At 68.5% G+C, this 24,811-nt stretch carries 16 protein-coding genes; 4 read left to right on the top strand and 12 right to left on the bottom strand.

The window, feature by feature from the left end; genetic code table 11:
- Positions 1-10 precede the first annotated feature (10 nt).
- Complete coding sequence (locus NOCYR_RS12435) at positions 11-6,472, bottom strand: type I polyketide synthase (RefSeq protein ID WP_048834130.1); 6,462 nt, start codon at positions 6,470-6,472, stop codon at positions 11-13.
- Positions 6,473-6,966: 494 nt separating this feature from the next.
- Between NOCYR_RS12435 and NOCYR_RS12430 the strand changes: the two genes are divergently transcribed.
- Positions 6,967-9,174 carry an MMPL family transporter gene (locus NOCYR_RS12430; RefSeq protein WP_014350723.1) on the top strand — a complete coding sequence of 736 codons (2,208 nt, stop codon included), beginning with the start codon at positions 6,967-6,969 and terminating at the stop codon, positions 9,172-9,174.
- A 105-nt stretch (positions 9,175-9,279) separates the two neighbouring features.
- On the opposite strand, the gene NOCYR_RS12425 is transcribed toward NOCYR_RS12430, so the two are convergent.
- Positions 9,280-10,323: an alpha/beta hydrolase gene (locus tag NOCYR_RS12425; RefSeq protein ID WP_014350722.1), complete on the bottom strand. Its 1,044-nt coding sequence runs from the start codon at positions 10,321-10,323 to the stop codon at positions 9,280-9,282.
- Between the two features lie 336 nt (positions 10,324-10,659).
- On the opposite strand from NOCYR_RS12425, the gene NOCYR_RS12420 reads away from it, so the two are divergent.
- The 3 genes from NOCYR_RS12420 (at position 10,660) to NOCYR_RS12410 (ending at position 13,503) form a co-directional block, all read left to right on the top strand.
- Positions 10,660-11,070, top strand: coding sequence for a DUF7144 family membrane protein (locus NOCYR_RS12420; RefSeq protein ID WP_014350721.1), 411 nt, complete (start codon positions 10,660-10,662; stop codon positions 11,068-11,070).
- A 67-nt stretch (positions 11,071-11,137) separates the two neighbouring features.
- Entirely contained in the window at positions 11,138-11,797 is a 660-nt protein-coding gene (locus NOCYR_RS12415) for a GAP family protein (protein ID WP_014350720.1), read from the top strand.
- Positions 11,797-13,503, top strand: coding sequence for a SulP family inorganic anion transporter (locus NOCYR_RS12410; protein WP_014350719.1), 1,707 nt, complete (start codon positions 11,797-11,799; stop codon positions 13,501-13,503). The genes NOCYR_RS12415 and NOCYR_RS12410 overlap by 1 nt, the downstream gene beginning before the upstream one ends.
- Positions 13,504-13,516: 13 nt before the next feature.
- Here the strand turns inward: NOCYR_RS12410 and NOCYR_RS12405 are convergent, their stop codons facing one another.
- The 10 genes from NOCYR_RS12405 to NOCYR_RS12360 form a co-directional block, all read right to left on the bottom strand.
- Complete coding sequence (locus NOCYR_RS12405; RefSeq protein ID WP_014350718.1) at positions 13,517-14,665, bottom strand: AI-2E family transporter; 1,149 nt, start codon at positions 14,663-14,665, stop codon at positions 13,517-13,519.
- A gap of 99 nt (positions 14,666-14,764) precedes the next feature.
- The gene (locus tag NOCYR_RS12400; RefSeq protein ID WP_048833301.1) at positions 14,765-15,094 is read right to left on the bottom strand and encodes an SHOCT domain-containing protein; all 330 of its coding nucleotides are present in this window, start codon (positions 15,092-15,094) and stop codon (positions 14,765-14,767) included.
- Between the two features lie 31 nt (positions 15,095-15,125).
- The gene (locus tag NOCYR_RS12395; protein ID WP_014350717.1) at positions 15,126-15,548 is read right to left on the bottom strand and encodes a DUF6325 family protein; all 423 of its coding nucleotides are present in this window, start codon (positions 15,546-15,548) and stop codon (positions 15,126-15,128) included.
- 3 nt (positions 15,549-15,551) lie between these two features.
- Positions 15,552-15,965, bottom strand: a complete 414-nt coding sequence (locus tag NOCYR_RS12390; RefSeq protein WP_014350716.1) for a DUF7144 family membrane protein — start codon at positions 15,963-15,965, stop codon at positions 15,552-15,554.
- A gap of 88 nt (positions 15,966-16,053) precedes the next feature.
- On the bottom strand, positions 16,054-17,019 hold the full coding sequence (locus NOCYR_RS12385) for a DUF389 domain-containing protein (RefSeq protein WP_048833300.1): 966 nt from the start codon (positions 17,017-17,019) through the stop codon (positions 16,054-16,056).
- An 11-nt stretch (positions 17,020-17,030) separates the two neighbouring features.
- Positions 17,031-17,237 (bottom strand): hypothetical protein, encoded by a 207-nt coding sequence (locus NOCYR_RS12380; RefSeq protein WP_014350714.1) that lies wholly within the window; start codon positions 17,235-17,237, stop codon positions 17,031-17,033.
- 129 nt (positions 17,238-17,366) lie between these two features.
- Complete coding sequence (locus NOCYR_RS12375; protein WP_330981625.1) at positions 17,367-19,844, bottom strand: LuxR C-terminal-related transcriptional regulator; 2,478 nt, start codon at positions 19,842-19,844, stop codon at positions 17,367-17,369.
- 341 nt (positions 19,845-20,185) lie between these two features.
- Positions 20,186-22,003, bottom strand: a complete 1,818-nt coding sequence (locus NOCYR_RS12370; protein ID WP_014350712.1) for an alkyl/aryl-sulfatase — start codon at positions 22,001-22,003, stop codon at positions 20,186-20,188.
- Between the two features lie 170 nt (positions 22,004-22,173).
- Entirely contained in the window at positions 22,174-22,839 is a 666-nt protein-coding gene (locus NOCYR_RS12365) for a GAP family protein (protein ID WP_014350711.1), read from the bottom strand.
- 88 nt (positions 22,840-22,927) lie between these two features.
- On the bottom strand, positions 22,928-24,604 hold the full coding sequence (locus tag NOCYR_RS12360; RefSeq protein WP_014350710.1) for a SulP family inorganic anion transporter: 1,677 nt from the start codon (positions 24,602-24,604) through the stop codon (positions 22,928-22,930).
- Positions 24,605-24,811: the final 207 nt, after the last annotated feature.

Here is a 24,811-nt window from a genome sequence, read left to right as displayed (position 1 = left end):
CCTCGCTTCCCTATCGCGCCACGGCCATGGACGATTCGTCGACGATCTCGCTCGCCGCCGAACCGTTCCCATTCGAGTGCACGGCAGCCGCGTCGCTGTGGCCGTTCGTCGCGGCAGCGACCACCACCGGCGCTTCCGCTACCGGCTGGGACTGACCCGCCTCGTGCGCGAGAATCAGCTCCGCCACCTTCGGACCGGCCTGTTCCAGGCTGAACGAGCGGCCCATCTGCAACGACATCAGGTCGATGCCGAGCGTCTTGGTGACGCGCGCACCCAGTTCCACCGCCATCAGCGAGTCCAGGCCCAGTTCGGGCACCGGGACCGTCATGTCGATCGACTCCACCGGCACGCCCATCACCACGGCCAGTTCCTCGGCCATCTTGCGGGCGATGTACGGGCCGCGCTTGGTTTCCTCCATGGCCGCCAGTTCCTCACGCAGCCGCGCCAGTTCCGAAGTGTCCTTGGCGGAGGCCTTGGCCAGCGCGATGGTGCGCCCGGTGCGGGCCAGCTGCGGGAAGGTGCCGGTCAGTTTGGCCCAGTCGGTGGGGATGATGGCCGCGCGTGCGACCCCGAGGCGCAGGGTCTGTTCCATGTAGGCGGTGGCGTCGGCCATGTCGATGGGCCCGAATCCGACCAGGTCGAGGTACTTTTCGGCGGTTTCGTCCGAGGCCATGCCGCCGGTGGCACCGGAGAGGTGGCCCCAGCCGATGCACAGCGCGCGTTCGCCGGCCCGCGACCATTTCTCCGCCAGCGCCTCCACCGCGACATTGGCCGCGCAGTAGTTGTACTGGCCGTAGATACCGTACATCGAACCGCCCGAGGAGCACAGCACGAACATGTCCAGGGTGATCCCGGCGTCGGCGACGGCCTGATGCACCACCTGTGCGCCGTGCACCTTCGGCCGGTACACCTTGTCGAGCTGTTCGAACTCCATCTTGGAGATGCGGTTGTCGGCCACCGCGCCCGCCGCGTGGAACACACCGCGCAGCGGATGTTCGGCACTGTGGTTACGGGCCACGACCTCGGCGATCGCGGCGGCATCGGTGACGTCGGCGAGTTCCTCGATCACCTCGATGCCGACGGTACGCCAGGCCTCGAGCTGCTGACGGGCCTCCTCGGTCGCCGGACCGCGGCGCCCGAGCAGCACCAGCCGGCGCGCACCGCGCAAGGCCAGCCAGCGGCCGATCGCCAGGCCGAACCCGCCGAACCCGCCGGTCACGAGATAGCTTGCGGTATCGCTGATCTCGACCTCGGGCAGGTACGGACGCACCGGTGGTTGCGGTGAATCCATCCGCAAGGCGATCCGGGCCGGTCGCGAGGAGCGCAGCGTTTCTTCGAACGCCTTGCTCACCTCTTCGGTTTCGTAGAGCTGATACGGCAGCGGGGTGTAGGTGCCGTCGGTGACCTTCTCGAACACCCGCTCCAGCAGCCGGGCCAGCCGTTGCGGCTGCACCGCCACCAGCCGGTCCAGGTCCATCGAGTAGTAGGCGAGGTTCTTGTCGAAGTTGGCCAGCTCCAGCAGGCCGCCGGTGTAGATGTCGGCCTTGCCGACCTCTACGATCCGGCCGAATTCGGCGGCGGCATTGAAGTTCTGCCGCAGGATCTCGCCCGGTGCGCTGCTGACGATCACATCGGCGCCGGCGCCGCCGGTCAGGGCCAGCACATCGTCGACGAAGTTGAGCGAGCGCGAATTCACCGCGTAATCGGCGCCGAGGGCCAGCACGTGGGCGCGCCGTTCGTCGGTGCTCGCGGTACCGATGATGCGGGCGCCGCGTGCCTTGGCCACCTGGATGGCGGCGGTGCCGACACCGCCGGCCGCGCCGTGGATGAGCACCGTCTCCCCCGGTTCCAGCCGGGCCAGGTCCAGCAGCGCGTATTCGGCGGTGCCGAAGGCGATGGTGCTGGTGCAGTGGGCGGGATCGGTGTCGGCGGGCAGGACGACCGCGAGCTGGCGGTCCACCACGGCGTAGCGGCGCATCATGCCCTTGGACGCCACCGCCACCAGGTCACCGACCGCGACGTCGTCGACGCCGTCGCCGACCCGCACCACGGTCCCGACGCCTTCCATACCGGGCACGGTGCCGAAGTAGGTCGGTGCCAGCTCACGTTCGCCGAGCAGGCCGATGATCTTGAGCGGGTCCTTGTAGTTCAGGCCGATGACCTGCATGCGGACCTCGATCTGACCGGCGCCGGGAGCCGTGCGCGGGCATTCCCGCCAGCCCAGCGCCGACAGCAACCGGTTGCGGGGAATGTCGAGGGCGAAGTTGGCTTCCGGGTCGGTGAGCGGCTGGGTCGAGTCCAGCTCCTCGAGACGGTCGGGCAGCGGTTTGGTGACCACCGGCGCCCAGCGCTTGCCTGCCCGCAGCAGTACCTCGTCGCAGTTGTCGTGCGAGAAGGCGCCGGGTACCGCCAGTTCGGCCGCTATGTCGGCGATGGGGGTGCCCGGTTCGGTGTCGATCAGCCGCCAGCGCAGCGGGGTCTGCTCGTTGAGCAGCACGCGGCGCGCGCCGGCCAGCGCGGCCTGGCGGGGATCCGGTTGGACCGGGCTGACGGGCAGGCTGAACGCGCCCTCTGTGACGAGGGTGCAGTGCGCGACGCCGTCGCCGAACACCGATTGCGGCGTGTCGGCGCCCTCCACGGGTGGGTTGGCGAATTCGTCCACGGCGACCGCGAGGCGCTTCAACGTCCACAGGTCGGCCATATCGTCGTCCACCGCACCGGCGACGATGCAGACGTGCAGCCGGTCGAGGCCGTCGGCCTTCGCCGCCGTCAGGTTCGCGACCAGATCGGTTTCCAGCGACTGCCCTGCCGGGTCGGCGACGTAGAGCCGGGAGCCGGGCAGCGCCGCCGCGAGTTCGCCCGCGCGGCTGCCTGCCCCGAGCTGCACGATGACGGTGGAGGCGGTACCTGCCCCGTCGAGCGCGGCCGGGTCGATCGGGTCGCGTTCCTCCATGGTGTCGCTGTAGTAGAAGTCGGCCATCCGGTGCAGCGGATCGTCACCGGGTTTGAGCGCGCCGATCTGCAATCCGCTCAACCGCGCGACCAGCAGGTGATCGGAGTCCAGCAGGTCCACATCGGCGCGCAGCCGGGCGTTCGGATCGCGGCGGGCCACCACGGTGATCGTGTCCGGCAGATCGGCCAGCAGGCGCACCGCGGCCACGCCGACCGGCACCATGACGCCCTCGTTGATGCGTTCGTCGGCGAACAGCAGCGCCGCGCACTGCATCGCCGCGTCGACCACGGCGGGATGGGCGAGGTGCCCGGAATCGGCGGCGATGGAGCCGTCGACGGTGGCCACCACGGCGTCGCGGCCGACCCGCACCGAGGTCACCCGCTGGAACGACGGGCCGTACTGCAAGCCGGCCGCGGCGAGGCCGGAGTAGAACATCGCCGGATCCACATCCACGCCGACGTCGATGGACGGCACCCGGACCACGGTCTGCTCATGGCTGCCGGTGAGGGTCCGGCCGGAGGCGTGCACCGTCCACGCGGTGCCGGTGGCGCTGCGCGAGCGGATCAGGAAGCGGCCGCTGGCCTCCTCCACGGTCAACGCGACCAGCGGCACGTCCGGCGCGCCCATGATCAGCGGCGCGACGAAGCGAACTCCTTCGAGCGCCACCTGTTTGGCGCCGATCCGGGAGGCGGTGGCACTGAGCGCCGCGTCCAGGTAGGCCGCACCCGGCATGATCTTGATGCCGTTGACGACGTGGTCGGCCAGCCACGGCAGCAGTTCGGTGCCCACCTGCAACAACCACTCGGGTCGGCCTTCGACATCCGGATCGCCCAGCATCGCATAGGAATTCGGGGTGCCGAGGCGGGCCTGTTCGAACAGCGGCAGCGCCGAATGCAGCCGGGTGCGCTGCCAGGGGTAGCGCGGCAGCGGCAGATGCGGAGTGGCCGGGCGATCGGGCGGGAACAGCAGCTCGCGATCGAGCACACCGGCGGCGTGCAGGCCGATCAGGGTGCGGCGGATGCTCACGGTGTCGGGCTGTTCGCGGTCGAGGGTGGCGACGGTCGTGCCGTTGACGTCGGCGCCGAGCATCGCCTCGCGAATATTGCCCGACAGCACCGGATGCGGTCCGACCTCGAGGAACACCCGGCTGCCCGCGGCCATCAGGGCCCCGATGGCGTCGAAGAAGCGCACCGGCTGACGCACATTCGACCACCAGTACTCGGCATTCCAGTCGCCCTCGGTGACCTGCGCGCCGGTGACCGTGGAATACAGCGGCACGGTGGGCGCCTGCGGGCTGAGCTCGGCGAGCACCGCACGCAGTTCGGCTTCGATCGGCTCCATCAGGCGGCTGTGATACGGCACCTCCACGCGCAGGCGCCGCGCGAAAACACCGTCTTCGGTGAGCTTTTCGGCCAGCTCGTCGAGCCGCTGCACATCGCCGGAGAGGGTGAGGGCGGTCGGGCTGTTGACGGCCGCGATATCGATGCGCGGATCGTCGCCGATGAGTTCGAGCGCCTGATCTTTGCTCAGGCCGACCGCGAGCATGCCGCCCGTGCCTGCGGTGCTCGCCTGCAAGCGGGCCCGGTGGTAGGCCACGCGCACCGCGTCGGTCAACGTCAGCATCCCGCTGATGTAGGCCGCCGTCACCTCGCCCACACTGTGGCCGACGATGGCGGCGGGCGTGATTCCGTACTGCGCCAGCTCCCGGACGAGTCCGACCTGCACGAGGAAGTTGGCCGGCTGCGCCACCTCCGTACGGGTGACCCGCGACTGCTCCTCGGGCTTGTTCAGCTCCTCGATGATCGACCAGCCCGCGATCTTCTGGAACTCGGCGTCGACCTCGGCGGCAGCGTCGGCGAAGGCCCCGCCGGCGGCCAGCAGTTCGCGGCCCATCTTCCAATGCTGTGGGCCCATACCGGAGAACACGAACACCGGTTCGGCGGCACGGGAAATGATGGTCTTGGACGCGTCGCGGCCCTCGCCGCCGGCGTAGGCGCGCAGTTCACGCACCAGGTCGTCGGTGGAGTCGCCGAGCAGCACACCGGTGCGGTACGGGTGGTGCGCCATCCGGGTCCACGCGGCTTCGGCGAGGTGTTCGGGATCGGCGCCCGCGCTGATCAGATCGGCGAAACGCCCCGCCAGCGCACGGGCGGCGGCGGTGCTGCGGGCGGAGATGGGCAGGATGCCGAGATGGGTCCGGGTCGTCTGCACCGGCTGCGGCGATTCGCCCCGGTACTCCTGCAAGATGGCGTGGGCGTTGGTGCCGCCGTAGCCGAAACCGTTGACCGCCACCGACATCGGCGGTGCGTCGGCGGGCAGCGGCTGCGCCTCGGTCTGTACGTGCAGGCCCAGCTCCTCGAACGGGATATCGGGGTTCTGTTTCTCCAGCCAGCCCTGCGGCGGCAGCGTGCGGTGCTGGATGGCCAGCGCCGCCTTGATCACGCTGGCCACGCCCGCGGCGGCCTCGGTGTGGCCGATGGTGGCCTTCACCGATCCGACGCCGACGGTGTCGCTGCGTCCGGCGGCCGCGCCGAAAACCGCGCCCAGCGCCCGCAATTCGACCGGATCGCCGACCAGCGTGCCGGTGCCGTGCGCCTCGAGGTAGGTGATGGAATCCGGTGCCAGACCCGAGCGCTCGCAGACCGACCGCGCCAGCGCTTCCTGGGAATCGACATTGGGCACCGTGATCGCGGTGGTGCGCCCGTCCTGGTTCGAACCGGTCGCCTTGACCACCGCGTAGATCCGGTCGCCGTCGCGCACGGCGGCGTCGAGCTTCTTGAGCACGACCATGCCCGCGCCCTCGCCGCGACCGTAGCCGTCGGCGGAGGCGTCGAAGGATTTGCAGCGGCCGTCGGCGGCGAGGAAGCCGCCCTTGCACATCAGGACGAAGGTCTCCGGCTGCAACATCACATTGACGCCACCGGCCAGCGCGACCTCACAGTCATCGTTGTCGAGCGCCTGGCAGGCCAGGTGGAACGCCACCAGCGACGACGAGCACGCGGTATCGACGGTGATCGCGGGGCCGACCAGGTTCAGTGCGTAGGCGATCCGGTTCGACAGCATGGTGTAGGAGGCGCTGGCGGGGGTGTGCATATCGGTGTGGAACAGCGCGGGCCCGACCACGCCGATCACCGACTGGTCCACCACGAACCCGCCGACGTACACCCCGACCGACGAGCCGGCCGCGCGCCCGGCGTATCCGGCGTCGTCGAGCGCTTCCCAGGTGACCTCGAGCATCAACCGCTGCTGCGGGTCGAGCACCGTCGCCTCGCGCGGGGAGATGCCGAAGAAGTCGGGATCGAACTCCCACGGATCGGTGGTCATGAAGGCGCCGCGCTTGGTGTAGGAACGGCCCGGCGTGCGTGGCTCGGGGTCGTAGTAGCGGCGGTAGTCCCAGCGATCGGCGGGCATGTCGACGACGCCGTCCCGCTTCTCGATCACGAAATCCCAGAAGGTCTCCGGTGAGTCGATTCCACCCGCGAACCGACAACCAATACCCACGATGGCAATATCAGACACACATTCCTCCGGTGTCTCGGTAATGGTGATCGCCCCAACGCTCTCGGCGATCACACTCGTCTCATGCGGCCCTACGCAGTCGACCGATGCGGCCCAAACTATGACCGAATGAAACGGTATGGAAACGATTCGACGGAGGTTGGGCAACTCCACGGGCACAAACCGGCGCGGCTTGTGATCGTCCACCAGACCGCCCGCAGGTTCAGGAGCTCTCGACCGTGCCAGGCGCGCCGATGCACATGCGTCACAACCGATTACGGGCCTGTGTTGTGAGGTCACAGAAATCGAAGCGGTCCGGCTCAGAACGCGGCGGACCGAGTTGTATCGTCGCGTCGATCGCAATACACACAGCCGTCGGCCGCGATTATTCGCCGCTACCGGCAGTGAATTCGTGAGTACATTTTCATCCCGCCTTGTCCGATGATGCCCGGCGGAATCGGCGACGTGCAGCAGCAGACCGGGCCGAACCGTGCGATGAATATGGGAGGCGGCCAGTGTTCGCCGAATTGAACCAGTGGGCCGATGTGGTGGTCCGGCGGCGCTTCACCGTCATCGGGGTGATGGTGGCCGGGCTGCTCGCGCTGGGCTGGTACGGGCTCGGGCTCGGCGGGCAGCTCAGTTCCAGCGGCTGGGACGATCCCGGCTCGGAGTCGGTGCGCGCGGCGCAATTGCGCGATGAGGTGTTCGGGACCGATCACAGTGCCGATGTGCTGTTGCTGTTCCACGCACCCGAGGGCGTCGGCATCGACGATCCGGCGTTCGCCGATCCGATCGTGGCGTGGCTGAACACCTTGCCGCAGCGGTTCCCCGAGCAGATCGACCGCGTCAACGGCGCCTACTGGCCCACCGACACCGGTGTGGCCATGCCCGACATCTTCGCTACCGACGACCGCCGTCATGCCTTCGCCTCGGTGGCGATCAGCGGCAGCGACGACACCGTGCAGATGCGCAACTTCCGTGCCGTCGCCCACGCTTTCACCCTGCCGGGTGTCGATATGGAAGTGGCCGGTGGGCAGGCGGTGGCGGGCGCGCTCAACGACACCATGGCCCACGATCAGCGGCGCATGGAGTTGTTCGCCATCCCGGCGGTGGCGGTCCTGCTGTTCTTCCTGTTCGGCGGGGTGGTGGCCGCGGCGCTACCGCTCGTCGTCGGCGGGCTGACCGTGCTGGGCGCGTGGGGTCTGCTGCGGGTGCTCACCACGGTGACGGAGGTGAATTCGTTCGTCTCCCCGGTGGTGTCGATGGTGGGGCTCGGATTGGCCATCGACTACGGGCTGTTCGTGCTCAGCCGGTTCCGCGAAGAGCTGGCCGACGGCCGCGAGGTGGACGATGCGGTACGGCGCGCGGTGACGACGGCCGGGCGCACGGTGTTGTTCTCCGCGACCATCGTGGTCGTGGCCGCGGGGGCGATTCTGGTGTTCCCACAGGGCTTTCTGAAGTCGTTCGCCTACGGCGCCATGATCACCGTCTCGCTCGCCGCGCTGACCTCGATCACGGTGTTGCCCGCCATGCTGGCCGTGCTCGGGCGCCGGGTGGACCGCTTCGGTGTCGCCTGGTTCCGCCGTGCGACCGCCCCGAACCGCGAACCCGACAATGTCTGGGGCCGCATCGCCGGACGGGTCATGGCGCGGCCGCTGGCCGTGGGCATCGTCGTCTGCCTGGGATTGCTGCTGTTGATCCTGCCGATGCGCAATCTCACCTTCGGCTCCATCAACGAGCGGTTCCTGCCGCCGGAGCATCCGACCCGGCTGGCCCAGCAGCATTTCGACGAACTGTTCCCGCTGCGCCAGATCGATCCGGTCGACCTCGTCATCGTCACCTTCGACTCCGGCGCCGGCGAGACGGTACTCGCCCGGGCCAATCAGGCGCCGGGCCTGGCGGCACCGTTCCCGGCGCTGATGCAGCGCCCCGCCCAGCCCAATGTGTTCGCCACCCAGACCGTGCTCGGTGCCTCCGCCGATGCCGAGGAAACCATCGACTACCTGCGCGATATGCCATTACCGCCGGGCACGACCCTGCTGGTCGGCGGTCAGCCGGCGGTCGAGAAGGACAGTATCGACGCGCTGGTGCAGCGGATGCCGTACATGATCGCGCTGGTCTTTCTCGCCACCACGATCCTGATGGCGCTGACGTTCGGGTCGCTGGTGCTGCCGGTGAAGGCGGCCGCGCTGAACCTGCTCGGCCTCGGCGCCACCCTCGGCGTGCTGACCTGGGTTTTCATCGACGGCCACGGCGCGGATCTGCTCGGTTTCACCCCGCAGCCGATCATGGCACTGGTGCTGGTGGTGATCGTGTCGGTGATCTACGGGTTGTCCACCGACTACGAGATATTCCTGCTCTCCCGCATCGTCGAGGCGCGGGCGTCCGGCCTGTCGACCCCCGCCGCGATCCGAGTGGGCGTCGCCCAAACCGGCCGGATCATCACGGCGGCCGCGTTGATCCTGCTCGTGGTCACCGGCGCATTCGCGCTCTCGGATCTGGTGATGATGCAGTACATCGCCTTCGGAATGGTGACGGCACTGCTCGTCGACGCGACGGTGCTGCGCGTGCTGCTGGTGCCGGCGAGTATGCGGTTGCTCGGTGAGGCGTGCTGGTGGGCGCCGAAGTGGATGCGGCGAGTGCCGCCGGCCGCCGAGTGGGAAAGTTCGTCCGTGGCCTCCGATGACGCGGACCCGGCGCCAGCCGCCGGTGGACTGCGCTGAGCCGCGATCCGGCCACCGTCGCACGGCGTCCGGCCCCGGCGTTTGCCCCCGCGACTCACTCATCGCGTTTTCGATACACCGCGATGATCGGCCGCGCACCGCGACTCAGTCGTTGATCGCGTCCTCGATCATCGGCCACGAGTTGTGCAGGTCCTGCTGCCAGTAACCCCACGAGTGGGTGCCGCTGGGGCGGATATCGACGGTCGCGGGAATGTTCAACTCGCGCAGACGGTCTCGCAGTTGCAGGGTGCAGCTGTGCGCGACCGCGTCCAGCATGCCGCCGAGCACGATCTGATCGGCGAGTTTCACCGGGTCACCATGGATTCCGGGCCCGGCGAGGGTGTCGAGCGGGCCCGGCCATCCGGTGCCGGTGGCGACGTAGATGGCAGTGCCGCGCAGCTCCTCGGCGCGCAGGTAGGGATCGTTGGCCGCCCACAGCGGGTCCGACGGCGGCCCCCACATATTCGCGGGATCGCCCTGTTTGCCCAGCACGACGGTATTGACCAGGGCCCGGCCGCGCGCATCGCTGGTGCGCACACAGCCGCTGTAGGAGGCGATGGCACGGAACTTCTCCGGCGCTTCGATCGCCAACTGGAAGACACTGGTGGCGGCCATCGACAATCCCGCCACCGCATTCACGCCGGTGGTCGCGAAAGCGGAGTCGATCACCGGCGGCAGTTCCTCGGTGAGGAAGGTCGTCCACTGGTTGCGGCCCAGCTGCGGGTCGTCGGCGCGCCAGTCGGTGTAGAAGCTGGCGGTCCCGCCCACCGGCATCACCACGTTCACGTGTTTGCCGGCGAAGAAGTCCACGGCATCGGTGGTGGTGAACCAGTTCTTGCTCGACGTCCACGAGCCGTTCTCATCGCCGCCGTCGACGCCGTTGAGCAGATACAGCGTCGGAGCGGGGCGCGAATTATCCGCTGCCGGGAGCACTTCGACGGTGATGGCGCGCCCCATCGCCGCCGAATGCACCGTCAGTTCCAGGATGCGCCCGGGTCCCTGCACCGCGGTGAGCAGCCGGGAACCGTTGTCCGCGGGCCGGGCGGCGCTCATCGCCCGCACCGGGATCGACTGTTCGGCCGGGAGTTCGGGAGTGGCCATCGCCGCGCCGTGCGAGCCGCCCAGTGCGAGAGCGAGTGTCAGCACCACGGCGCACCGGCCGCGCGCGGCACGGGCACAATCGCGGTCACCCCGGTGGATACCCACGCGGAACCTCACAATCGGGTCGGACGGCCATACGTGCGGCCGAGATTACGACCGGCTTCCCTGGGCCGAGCCCGTTCGATCGAGGTTTGGGCACAGGCCCAACACCGCTCGCCCCGCGGCTGGTATCAGCGACAAAAAGGCCAACGCAGGGCCGCCAGACGCCCCTTCCCCACTTCAGACCGCCGAATCGGCCCGGTCATCACCCTCGACGGGTGAAGCCATCACGCCTGGAGTCGGGCACATTCGGATCACTATCCGCACCCCACGAAGGGATGAACGATGTCGCACTCCTCGGAAACCGACTCTCCGGTCAAGCAGGGCTTCGCGGCGGGGACCTCCATCGGCGCGTCGATTCTGCTGCTCACCGTCGGCGTGCTGTCGATCCTCCAAGGCATCTCGGCGGTCGCCGAGGATCAACTGTTCGTCGTCGGCATCGAATACGTCTACGAATTCGACACCACCACCTGGGGCTGGATCCACATCGTCCTCGGTATCGTGCTGGTGATCTCGGCGATCGGCCTGATGTCCGGGACGACCTGGGGCCGCGTCGCGGCGGTGACCATCGCGGCGCTGTCGATCATCGCCAATTTCCTCTGGCTGCCCTACTACCCGCTGTGGTCGATTCTGATCATCGCCCTGAACATCGTCGTCATCTGGGCCGTCACCACGTGGGACCCCGCGAGGATGTGAGCCTGGCGCCGCCGTTTCACCCGCAACGTGTGATTCGGCGGCCGCCGTGTCCACCTAGGTTGCCGGTATGGGCTCCGTAATCGGCGATCTCCTCCCCTTGGCTGTCGGAGTGGCGATCTCGCCGATTCCGATCGTGGCGGCCATCCTGATGTTGCTGTCGGCCGACGCGGGCAAGACCAGCACCGGCTTCGGCCTCGGCTGGGTGATCGGCATCCTGGTGGTGACCGGCCTCTTCGTCGCGTTGTCCGGGACGCTGAGCGACTCCACCGATGACCAGCCCTCCGCGGCCGCCTCCTGGGTCAAGATCGTCCTGGGCGTGCTGCTCATCGGCCTGGCCGCCAAGCAGTGGATGGACCGCGCCGACACCGCCGAGCCCGGCTGGATGAAAGCCATCGACCAGTTCGGGTTCGGCAAGGCCACCGGGCTCGGGGTGCTGCTGTCGGCGGTGAACCCGAAGAACCTGCTGCTGTGCGTGTCCGCCGGTGTGGTGATCGGCACGGGCGGGCTCGCGGCCGGCGGTGACGTGGTCGCGGTGCTGATCTTCACCGTGCTGGCGGCGTCGACGGTGCTGGTGCCGGTCATCGGATACGCGGTGGCTGCCGACCGGCTGCGCGGCGGGCTGGACGCGATGAAGGTCTGGCTCCAGGACAACAACCACCTCGTGATGGCCATCGTGCTGCTGGTGATGGGTGCAGTGGTGCTCGGCAAGGGCATCGGCGGCTTGTGATGGATGCCCAGCGCGGTGAACCGACACCGGCCAGGTCATGGCCGGTGTTCCTGTCGTTGCAGCACTACCGCCGCGGCTGGCTGCGCGCGGATGTGCTGGCCGGGCTGACGGTCTGGGCGGTGCTGGTGCCCGAAGCACTGGCCTACGCCTCCATCGCCGGGGTGCCTCCGGTTGTCGGCCTCTACGCGGCGATCCCCTCTCTGGTGCTGTACGCGCTGGCCGGCAGTTCCCGGCACCTGGTGGTGGGCCCGATGTCGGCGACGGCGGCGCTGTCAGCAGCGATCATCACCCCGCTGGCCGGCAGTGACGGCGCCCGCTTCGTGGCCTTGTCGACCGCGTTGGCCATCGCCACCGGCATCGTCGGGTTGATCGCCGGGCTCATCCGGCTGGGGTTCATCGCCGCGTTCATCTCCGAACCGGTGTTGAAGGGGTTCATCGTCGGCCTGGCGTTGACGATCATCATCGGCCAGGTGCCCAAACTGTTCGGCATCGAGAAGGAGCCGGGCAACTTCTTCGAGCAGGCGTGGGGCGTCCTGCGGCATCTGGGCGACACCCACTGGCGCACACTGCTGATCGGCGTGCTGTCGTTGGCGGTGGTGCTCGGGCTCAAACGCTGGCTACCGCTCGTGCCCGGTTCGCTGCTGGCGGTGCTGCTGGGCATCGCCGCGGTGACGCTGTTCGACCTCGATGAGCACGGGGTCGCCATTGTCGGCCATATCGACGCCGGGCTGCCCGCGGTCGGCCTACCGGACGGAATCGGCGCCGGCGACCTCATCGACCTGCTCGGTCCCGCGGTCGGGGTGCTGCTGATCGGATTCGCCGAGGGGCTCGGCGCCGCGAAAACTTATGCGGCCAAGGCGGGATACGAGGTCGACGCGAACCGGGAGCTGTTCGGGCTCGGTGCGGCGAACCTGGGGTCCGGGCTCGGATCGGGCATGGTGGTCAACGGCAGCCTGTCCAAGACCGCCGTCAACGGCAGTGCCGGTGCGAAAACCCAGCTGAGCGGGCTGGTGGTCGCCGTGCTCGTCGTGCTGACGCTGCTGTTCCTCACCGGTCTGTTCGAGAACCTGCCGGAAGCGACGCTGGCCGGTGTGGTGATCGCCGCGGTCATCGAACTGGTCGATCTCGACGCGTTGCGCCGCCTCTACCGGGTGTGGACCGCGCGGCTGGGCAGCATCTACGGCCACGCCGCCCGCGCCGATTTCCTCGCCGCCATCGCCGCCATGGCGGGCGTGCTGTTGTTCGACACCCTGCCCGGGCTGATCATCGGCATCGGGGTGTCGATGTTGCTGCTGCTCTACCGCACCTCACAGCCGCATATCGCGACCCTGGCCAAGGAGGGCAGCCGCTGGGTGGACGCCGAACGCCGCCCGGATCTCGAACGACGGCCCGATGTGCTGGTGGTGCGGGTGGAGTCCGGGTTGTTGTTCGCCAATGCCGATTACGTCAAGCAGCACATCGAGGACGAGTGCACCGACCGGACCAAGCTCGTCGTCCTCGATGCCGAGACCTCTCCCGTCATCGACGTGACCGCCGCGCAGATGCTGGCCGAACTGCGCACCACGCTGGCCCGGCGGCGGATCGAGTTCGCGGTGGCGCGCGATGTCGGCCAATTCCGCGATGCCCTCGGGCGCAGCGCCTCCGGTGCCGAGCAGGTGCCGGTGTACCCGACGGTGCGCGAGGCCATCGAGCGCCTCGACCGCTGACTCCGCAGTAGCCCTACTCCGAATCCGCTGTCGCAGACTTGTCTTCAGTGGATTTCGGCGAGGCGACCGGTTCCTCCGGCTCGCCGTCCTCGGGCGCTCCCCCGCCGATCAACGCGTCCACCCACCGCGTCGACGGGTCGATATCGAGCAGCAGCGCCTTCACCAGCAGCGTCAACGGGATGGCCAGCAACGCGCCGAGCGCACCCAGTACCCAGGACCAGAACACCAGCGACAAGAAGGTCACCGTGACACTCAATCCCACGGCATCGCCGACGAACTTCGGCTGAATGATCGACTGGATCACGAAATTGATGACGCTGTAGACCACGATCACCCAGACCATCGCCATCGGACCGCCGTCGAGCAACGCCAGCAGCGCCGGCGGGATCAGGCCGATGACGAACCCGATATTGGGAATGTAGTTGGTGATGAACGACAGGATCGCCCACAGCACCGGCAGCGGCACCCCGAGCAACCACAGCGCCCCACCGTCGAGCACGGCGACGATCAGGCCGAACACCGTGGAGACGAGCAGGTATTTGCGGGTGCCCACCACGAAGCGGCCCAGCGCGTAGGCGATATCGGGCCGGACCCGTTCGACAAGCCGCATCCTGGCGCTGATCGTCATCCCGTCGACAGCCATGAACAGCAGCAATGCCAGCAGGAAGAAGACATTGGAGAAGATGCCCAGCAGCCCGGCCAGCACGTCATCGAGGAGGCGGACCAGTTTGCCGAGATCGATTCCGCTGAGCGCGTTGTTGATTCGCTCGTCGTCGATCCCCGCATCCGCGAGCCTCGAACGCACGCCCGCGAGCAGATCGTCCAGACTGTCGGTGTATTTCGGTAGTTCGGTCGCGAGCTGAGCCGCCGACAGCAGCAGCGCACCGATCAATCCGAGCAGAATCGCGACGACGGCGACCAGCGCGCCGACCATTCCCAGCCACCCCGGCCAGCCGCGCTTGCGGGCCCACACCTGAACCGGCTGCACCGCGATGGTGAGCATCAAGGCCAGGAACACCGGGCCGATGATGCCCGCGAACGATTTCGCTCCGGCCACCACGATCACCGCGGCGGCGATTGCCAGCAGGACGATCAGGCCGCGCGGGATGGCCCAGGGCGGCGGGGACGACCGCACCACTCGCGCCGAATCCTGGGCTCCCATCGGTGACCTCCTCGGTGCATCAGGCCAATTCCACCGGCCTGCCGCGATATTCGCCGTGCCCGGTGGGAGGCGGATTCGACGTGGCGAAGCAGCGCGGTGTCACCCCAGTAGTTGCTGCTTCGCCGCCGCGAACTCCTCCTCGGACAGCACGCCGGAATCACGCAACTGGCCCAGCTGCTGGAGCTTGGCGACAAGATCGTCGCCACCAGCGGGCACTGGTGGCGGGGCCGCGGGCATGGGCGGTGGCGCGGCGGGCATCGGTGGCGGCGCTTGCTGCTGGGCGGCGTAGGCCTGGCTCTCCGCCGCGCGCCGCTGCGCACGTCGATCCACGGCATTCGCCGTCGCCCGCGCGGTCCCGGAAATCACGGCCGTGCGCGCGATGGTGCCGAGCAGCCCCGGCCGCCCGACCCGTCCTCCACGGAAAACCATTGCCGCCCTCCTCTATTCCATCGACTCTGCTCTATGACACCGACAGCGCCGCGTCGACGGCGTCGCGCGGAATCTGCACATGCAACGCGACCTCGCCGCCTGCGCCGCGTACCGTGCCGGCCAGCTTGCGGGCCCAGCTCTCCTCGTAGACGATCACCACCGCCGAGGTCCCCGGGTCCATCGCCTCGCGCACCACGTCGAGGTCCGCATCGCTGACCAGACCGCGCGGATCGACGGTGACGCCGTCGAGGCCGGTCTCGGTGAGCGATTCGTCGACTTCGATCTGGCGGACCACGCCGGCGTCGTCCATGGCCAGATAGATGAGGTCGAGCACCGTGACATAACCGCGGTCGACCACCTCGGCCAGGGCCGAGGTGACGGCGGCGTCGACGCGAGTACCCGGGAACGCGAGCACCACCATCTCCACCGGGCCGAGTTCGGTTGCATCGGACATGGGCTACACCTCTCCGGTCCGCCAGGTGGACACCGCCCAGATCACGACGATGTTGAGCGCGATGACCAGCAACGACCACCACGGGTAGTACGGAATCCACAGGAAATTCGCCACGATCGACAGTCCCGCCAGGAACACCGCGGTGATCCGGGCCCAGACGGCGCCGGTCATCAGCGCCAGCGCGGTGAGCGCGATCAGCGCGCCGAGCACGATATGGATCCAGCCCCAGGTCGTCATATCGAACTGGTAGGTGTATTCCGGTCCCTCGACCAGCAATTCGTCGTTCGCGACCGCGGAGACCCCTTCGACGATCGACAGCACGCCGAGGACGAGTAGCAGCACCGCCACGGCGATCGTCGTCACCGCGGCGACGCCCTGGCGCACCGGATTGCGCCGGGGTTCTGTCATCTGTGTCATGGCCAGCCCTTTCCTCGGTGATCGGCCGTAGTACAGGTATGCCGCAGTGCCGGTGGCCGCCGCGTCACCCGAAACGGATGAAACCGCGCTACCGGATGATCCGGCTGCCGACGGTGTGCACGATGATCACCTCGGGATGCCACGGCACCAGATCGCGGACCGCGCGCTCGAGCTCGTCGACCGGCGGTAACTGGTCCGGGGCCAGCACGTGGATGGTCGCCGCGTCGTTCTGCAGGCTCACGTCGGTGATCTGGGCGCCGGGGACGTCATCGAGCCAGGAGCGGGCCGCGTCGGCGATCTGGTCGGCCCACAGCGACGACAGCGAGTTCACCACCATCGGCACCGCCACCAGGATCAGCCCGGCCGCCAGCACCGCGTAGGCGCGGCCGCGGCGCACCGCCGCGGTGCCGGCTTCGCGCGCGTATCCGGTCGCCACCAGCACCAGGGTCGCGGTGATGATCATCGCGACCATATTGGAGGCGAACAGCACGAACGCGCCGAGCGCCAGACCCGGGGCATCGGATCCGAGGCATACCCCGACCACCGCCAAGGGCGGCACCAGCGAGATGGCGATCGCCACGCCCGGCAGCACATCGCCGACATCGCGGCGGATGATCGCGATGACGCCGACCAACCCGGTGGCGAGCGCCGCGGTGAGATCCATCAGCTTCGGCGAAGTGCGGCCCAGCACTTGCGAATTCGACAGCACATTCGTCGGGTTGGGCAGCAACTGCGAGAACAGGAATCCGACCAGCACGACGAGCACGATGCCCGCCAGCACCAGCAGCAGGCTGCGCGCGATCAACGGTCCGCGCCCGGTCGCGATGCCGAGCCCCACCCCGAGGATCGGCACCGACAGCGGTGCGACGATCATGGCGCCGATGACCGTCGCGGTCGAATCGCCCACCACACCGGAGGCGGCGATGATCCCGGAGAGCGTGAGCATGATCCAGAACGCCGACCGCTTGGAGGTGGTCTCGCCGACGCCGAGATCGAGCCGATCGGTGAGTTCGTCGAGCGTGCGCCGCTGACTCGCCGGTACCAGCAGATGCATGGCCGCCCCCTTCAATCGGGTAGTTGACGCATCTCGAGCAGGGTCAGCCCGAGGTTGTCGATGCGCGCGAGGATGGTGCGCATCGCGGTCGGTCCGGTCAGTGGCCCGTACAGCACCGTCGTGCCCTGTCGATGCCGCCCCGGGGTGAGCTCGGGGAACGCGGCGAGCGCGCGTTCGGACAGCTCCCCGTCGAGGATGAACTCGTAGCGGATCGGCATCGGGGCGCGGCCTCCCTTCGGTGCGTGCTGTCCTCGCGGCGCAATGGTGGGCTCCGGTCGAGTGTGGTCGGCACCGGACCCGAGGGCTTCATCCCTCGGGGGTGAACTCGCGGGTGGGCTTTGCCGGTCTCAGAGCAGGCCGCTGCGGCGCGCTTCGACCAGGACCTCGGTCCGGGAGTTGACGCCGAGCTTGGTGTAGATGCCGCGCAGATGGGTCTTCACCGTATTGATCGAGACGCCGAGATCGGTGGCGATCTGCTGGGTGGTGCGGCCGGAGGGTAATTGCCGCAGAATCCGTTGCTGGGTCGTGGTCAGCGCGGGATGGCGATGCTCACGCGCCGCGGCGGAATTGCGGCGCACCGCTGCCACGAAATCCTCGTCGGTGCCGAAACTTCCGGCGAATTCGTCCAATTGCTCGAGCGCGCCAGGAATATCGAAGAACGGGCGCACCAGGCGTTCGGGGGCCGCATTGCGTACCGCCATTTCCATGGCGTGAATGGCCTTGGTCGTATTGCCGAGTTCGTGGTTGGCGCCGGCGGTCAGCAACCAGGCCGCGACCAAGGGCAGCCGGTGCGCTGGTTCGGCCGCGCTCAGCATCGGTTCCAGCAGCGTCAGCACGGTTTTGGGCCGGTGCGCGGCGGTGGCCACGGAGGCGGCGGCCACCGCGACATCCGGAACGTCACCGAAGGTGGTGCGGGCCTGCTCGACCAGCAGATGCGCGGTCCGCGGTTCCTGCACCCGCAGCAGCGCCCACACCACATGCGGAATCAACCCGCCGCTCACCGCGGCGGAGGGGTGCACGCCCAGCAGCTCCGCGGCCGCGTTGCGCAGGACATCCGCCGTGATGCGCCGGTCGGTGGCCTGGTCGAAGCTCGCCAGGTGGCCCACGATCCGAGCAGGCAGTCCGGCACCTGGTCCGTCCAGGCCCGTGGACTCGCACAGCAACTCGGTGATCAGGCCGGACGGCGGGACATCGCCCTGCAGGTAGGCGCCGAAAACCTCGAGCGCCGCGGCGTGCGCGGCGTCCGGGGTCTGCCACAGCTCGAACTCGCCGGCCAGCGCCAGCGCCCGCGCCGCACGGTGGCGCATATTCGTGATGGCTCCGGCCCGCCCTGCCGCCACCGCCAACCGGGTGGTCGCCCGCAATCGCAGACGCGGATGCGCGCCGGTTTCGGCCAGCGCCAGCGCCACCCGCAGTCGCTGCTCACCGTCGTCGATCTCATCGCGCAGGATCGCGACGGTGGCCGCGGCGATGGCGAGATAGCACTCGAGTTCGGGACGCTCGGCCGAGACGCGCATCGGTGGTAGTTCCAGTCCGGCCACCGAACCGGCCGTGGCCACCGTGATTTCGGCGTCGACGGCACCGGTCAGCGCGGCGACCACCTCGGGCGCGGCCAGAGTTGTGCCCGCCTCGGTCCGGCTGCGCAGCGCGTCCCGGAAGGCCAGCGCCGCCGGATAATCCCCGCTCAGCAGCGCGTCGACGGTGCGCAGCAGCAGGATGAACGGGTCCTCGAGCACCACGGCATCGGACTGGGCGAGTGCGTCGAACAGGGCCGGGCCGTCACCGGCGATGATGTCGGCGAGCGCGTGGGTGGACAGGAATTCCAGCAAAGGGCGCGGGTCCGACAGGGCGATCAGGTGCGGGACGGCCTGCCTGGACTCACCCGACGACGTCAGCGAACGCGCCGTGCGCAACCGCAGATCGTCGTGAACGCCGGCGCCGAGGCGGTTCACCTCGGCGAGGAAATAGCCGCGCAGGAAAGGGTGATAGGCGTACCAGATCGTGCCGTCGCGGACGACGGCGGTCAACGGATAGCTCATCCGCTCCAGCTCATGCAGCCAGAACGCCGCACCGCCGCCGACCAGTTCGTCGGCCAGTTGCTCGGTGAACTCGGTGGGCACGCTGGTGTGGGTGAGGAATTGGCGCAGGGCCGGCGGCAGGGTGTCGATCAGCTCGCCGACCAGCAGATCCGATACCGAATTCGGCATCCGGGCCAGCACGGCCAGCGCGGTGGCGTAATCGCCGGGATGGGCGGCCAGGTAGATCGCGGCGATCCGGATCAGCGCCGCCCAGCCGTGCGTGAGCTCCATCAGCGTGGCCAGTTCCGCGTCGCCGAGATCGCAGCCGTGTTCGCGGCACAGGCGCCGCGACTCCTCGGCCGAGAGCGCCAGTTCGTCGGCGCCCCAGCGGATCAGGCGCGACTCGAGTTCGAGCAGATGCCAGCGGATGGGCGGGTCGAAGCGCGCGCAGATCAGCACGGTGAGATTGGCCGGAGCATGCCGCAGCAGGTGCTCGAGGCCGGCCAGGGTCATGGGATCGGTGAGCAGGTGGGCGTCATCGAGGACGACGATCCGCGGCCGGCCCAGCCGTTCGATATCGGCGGCGAGTTCGGCCGCCTCGGTAGTGGGGGTGGCCAGCCGATCGGAGGTTTTCGGTGTGAGGCCGAGGCGGCGACGCAGGTCCGACCACAGTCCCCCGGCGGTGTAGGGGTGTTCGGCGATCGTGAGCCAGGCGAGGCGAGGCCGATTGTGCGCGTGGCGATTCACCCGCCTGGCCCAGTCGGCCAGCAGGACGGTCTTTCCGCTCCCCACGGGCGAGCAAATCATCAGCACTCGCCCCTGGGCGGTGGCGGTGAATTCATCGAGCGCCGTGAAAAGGGCGGGACGCGGGATCGGCGTGAAAGGCAGTGCTGGAATATCAGTGGGCCCGCCGGCCGGGCCCACAGGATGATGCGAATCGAGGTCGTGCGAACCAGCCATCATGCCTCCGACGCGTGACGGTTCAATACCTACCTTGCTCCCGCCGGAGTTTACCGGAACGCGATCCTTTCAAAATGGGTCGCGGTATTTCGATTCCGCATCGTCGGATGATCGTATGACCGTTGCCCGGCACGGCGAAGGGCCCACCCTCGGCATACACCGAGGATGGGCCCGGAACCGACGCCGCGTCAGGGCGTGACGATCGGGAACTTCGGATCGGGCGTGTCGAGCAGCCCGACCAAGGTGGTGAGCACCGAGTGATCGCCTTCGAAGGCGACCCCTTCGCTCTTTCCGGTCAGCAGCGCGAGCAGCTGCGGTTTCGTCATGGTCAGGGTGAGATCCGCGGGGCCTCGCAGCGGCGCCGCGTCGGTTCCGGTCCGGTGGGTCAGCGCGCCGTTGGACAGGGTGAGCCGCACGACCCGGTTCTCGTCGGTGAGCTTCCAGTCCATCGTGCCGTTGAGTTCGGCGGCGCGCGGGCCGTCGATGCGGACCGCGAGCGAGTCGATGATCATGTCCACGGTCAGGGCGGCCATCATTTCCGGATCGGTCATTTCGACGGGCGTGGCGGTGACTCCGTGCCGCAGCTCCTGGGCGCCGACCAGGAAGAAATTGCGCCACGTGCCGTTCTCGGCGCCGTAGCCCAGCTTGTCGTAGACCTCGGCCAGCGCCTGTTTCGCCGAGTCGCTGTCCGGCTGGGCGAAGACCGCGTGGTTGAGCAGCGTCGCCGCGAAGCGCAGATCACCGCCGGCGGCATAGTCGCGTGCCTTGGCGACCACCGCGTCGACACCGCCGTAGTCGGCGACATACCGGGTCGCCATCTCGACCGGCGGATGTTCCCACAGGTGCGCGGGATTGCCGTCGAACCATCCCATGTACCGCTGGTAGATCGCCTTCACGTTGTGGCTCAGCGAGCCGTAATACCCCCGGTTGGCCCACGCACCGTCCAATGCCGGCGGCAGCGAGAGCTCTTCGGCGATCTCGGTGCCGGTGAGGCCACGATTGGTCAGCCGCAAGGTCTGATCGTGCAGGTAGGCGTACATGTCCCGCTGCACCGCCAGCAGTTCGGTCCACTGTTCGCTGCCCCAGGTGGGCCAATGGTGCGAGGCGAAGGCGACATCGGCCTTGTCGGCGAACATGCCGATGGCCTCGTCCAGATAGTGCGCCCACACCCGGCTGTCGCGGACGAGCGCGCCCCGCAGGGTGAGGATGTTGTGCATGTTGTGGGTGGCGTTCTCGGCCATGCACAGCGCGCGCCGTTCCGGGAACAGGAAGTTCATCTCCGACGGCGCCTCGGTGCCCGGAGTGAGCTGGAAGACGATCTGCACACCGTCGATCTCCTCGACCTGCCCGGTGTGGGTGATGTCGACGGTGGGCGGAATCAGGGTCACTGTGCCGGTCGAGTTGGTCATGCCCAGCCCGCAGCCGATCTGGCCGTCGGGCGCTTTGTCCAGCGCGGCGCCGTACATGTAGATCGCGCGGCGGGTCATGGCATTGCCCGCGTAGACGTTCTCACTGACGGAATGCTCGAGGAACCCACTCGGTGCCAGGACCGGCACCGGATCATGACCCTCCGGAACGACACCCCGCGCGCCACCGAAATGGTCGACATGGGAGTGGGTGTAGATCAGTCCGGTCACCGGCCGATCACCGCGATGCTTGCGGTAGAGCTCCAGGGCGGCGGACGCCACCTCGGCCGAGATCAGCGGGTCGATCACGATGACGCCCTCGCGCCCCTCGACCAGCGTCATATTCGACAGGTCGAGATTGCGGACCTGGTAGATCCCTTCGGTGACCTCGAACAGGCCCTGTTTGTTGCAGAGCTGGCCCTGCCGCCACAGACTCGGGTTCGCGGTGGGCGGGCAGTCCCCGGAGAGGAACTTGTACGCGCCGATGTCCCAGATCACCCGCCCGTCGGCGGTCCGGATCTCGGACTGATCCAGGGCGCCGATGAATCCGCGGTCGGCGTTGTCGAAGTCGGTCGTATTGCCGAAGTCCAGAGTCGTCATCGGTTTCCTCACCTCGAGAGTCGTCACGTGTGCTGTCGCGTAGGACCCGGATTCACCAGACCGCACCGGGGTCGTTTCGGTCCCGGCGCCTGCCGGCCGGAAGCGGATGAGGCGAACGCTAGGCCGCTGCTCGCGGGTCGCGGCTCACCCGTCCCGGGTGAATTGCGCGCTCACCCCGCCAAGTCGACGATGCCGCGCACGGCGAACAGTGCGCCGAAGCCGAACAGCACCGCCAGGGTCATCGGGCGCGAGTTGCGGATCATCCAGATCTGCATAGCGTCGAGCCAGCGCTGGGCCCGATGGCCGGCAATGACATAGACGGCGATCGGCACGAGGAAGTCCAGTGATGCCGCGAGCAGCAGCAGCGCCGTCGCACCCAGCGCCGCCGACGGGCTCGCGTCCGAGCTGGAGATGGCGCTCATACCCGACATCATCAGGAACAGGTTGGGATTGAGTACAGCCAAAGCGATGCCGATCACGAATGCGCGCTGCGGGCCGCTGCTTTCGAGTTCCCGCAGCATTTTCGGCGGTTCGGTGCGCACCCGGTCGGCCGGGCGGCGAAACAGCACCCACAAACCCGCGAGCAGGAACAGCAGCCCGACGACCAACCCCGTGCCGTGCGAGACATCCTTGGAGGTCGAGCCGGGATCGGAGGCGCCACCCAGCAGCGCAGAGATCGCGATGAGCGCGTAGACGGCGAAGAAGGCGCCACCGAATGCGAGGGCGTTGCCGACCGGGCGCCGGGAATGCAGCAGCAGGATGCATCCGGCGATCGCGCCGGGTGTGACGACCAGGCCGGTCATCTCCGGCAGCAGCGCCACCAACAAGTCCGCCATGCTCGGCTCCTCGACTCGGTACGACCGCGGCAGCTCACCCTAGGCAGCGGCGATGGCCGGTCACCTCATGCGTTCGGGGTGAAACCACTCAGTCACCCGGCCGGGCCGAACGCAGCCGGGCCTGCGCGTAAGCGGCCAGCGTCGACTCCCCGATGGTCGGGGTGGCGGGGAAGAATTCCAGTCGCACGCCCTGTTTGTCGAGCAGTTCGTCGGTCCAGAAGTCACGCACCCGCGGATCCACGCCGCTGAGGTAGAGCGCTCCGTCCACCTCGTCGAGGCGGCGCACGTAATCGGCGACTACGGCAAGGAAGGTCGCGCTCACGGTGGTGCGGCCGCGTAGCCGGAGAATGACCGTCGGCGAGTCGGCGCCCTTCGGATCGGGCAGACGCGCTTGCAGGGTGCGGGCGCCAGCGTAGAACAGGCTGCCGTACACGTCGAGGATGACGATTTCGCCGTCGATCAACCGGCGCGGTGCGGGTTCTTCCACCAGATGATCGCCGCGCACCGCCAGCCGCACCACCTTCAGGTCCATGGCTTCGCGATTGAGCTGCAACAGCAGCGACAGCGCCACCCCGACGCCAACGGCGGCGGTGACCGGCAGCAGCAGCGTCGCCAGGAAGGTGGTGGCCAGCGCGATCCGGGAGGTCGATCCGCTGCTCCAGATCGCCGAGAGCCGCACCGGATCCATCGCGCCGAACGCGGCCAGGATCAGCACGGCCGCCAGCGTCGGCATCGGTACTGCACCGACGAGCGGGGCGAACACCACCAGGATGGCGAGCATCCAGATGCCGGACCAGATCGCGCCCCAGCGGGTGCGTGCCCCGGCGGTGGCGTTGAGCGCGGTCTGGCCGACCGAGCCGCCGACCGGCATGCCGCGAAACAGCGCGGCGGCGATATTGCCGACACCCTGGGCCCGGAAGTCGCGATTCGGATCCGCATGCGATCCATCGGGATTCGGCACCGATTGCGATACGCCCGCGCCCTGCACGAGCACGATGACCGTGACCGCCGCCGCGCCGACGATCAGTCCGGGAGAGAGCACCGTGAGATCGGGCAGATGTGGCACCGGGAACCCCGTCGGGATCTGGCCCACATCCGAGACCCGCGCCACCGAATCCCAGCCGAAGACGACCACGATCAGGGTGGGCACCACCAGCGCGGCCAGCGACCCGAACAGCCGGAACCTGGTCCGGCCCAGGCCCACCAGCAGCGCGAACGCCGTCACCCCGACCGTCAGCGACGCGAAGTCGATCTGGCCCGGATGGGTCAGCACGTGCACGGCTTTCATGACCGCGAGATCGTCGTCGGCGGGTACCCCGGTCAGCTGGGCGAGCTGGCCGAACACGATGTTCGCCGACACCCCGATGAGGAATCCGGTCATCACCGAATGCGAGACGAACCGGGTGTACCGGCCCAGCCGCAGGACGGCCGCGAGGATCATCATCACCCCTGCGATCAGCGTCAGCATCGTCAGCGCGGCCGCCCGATCCTCCGGCGCGACCCCGGTCAGCGCCGACCCGGCCGCCAGCGCCGACGCACTGGTCGCGGTCACCACCATCAACCGCGTACTCGTGGTGAAACTGCCGAACAGCCGCCCCGCCATGCTCCCGTACAACCCGTGCACCGGGCTCACCCCGGCCAGCGCCCCCGCCGCCATACCGTCGGGCACACTGCCGATGGCACCGGACAACCCCGCGAGCACATCCGCCTTACGCATGCGTTCGCGTGGCAGCACGGCCCGCAGCCGCCGCGGCAGCCCCCGCACAGCTCAGCTACTCCCGTGGGTCATGATCGGCTCCTTCCGCGGTGGGCCCTTCCGACTGTCGCCCGGACCGGGTTCGGTGCGCATCACCCGATGCGGGTGACCGGGCAGACGGCGGCGCCACCGTCCACCGTGTGGTTTCACCCAATGAGGGTGAGGTAATCCGGCCCGTGCGAATGCGAGGCTGACCCGAACCCGGGATGCCGGCTG

The sequence above is a fragment of the Nocardia cyriacigeorgica GUH-2 genome, from assembly GCF_000284035.1.
In the GTDB taxonomy this organism is placed as follows: Bacteria; Actinomycetota; Actinomycetes; order Mycobacteriales; family Mycobacteriaceae; genus Nocardia; species Nocardia cyriacigeorgica_B.
Note: the sequence above shows the minus strand (reverse complement) of the source record. Positions and strands in the feature narration are given on the sequence as shown.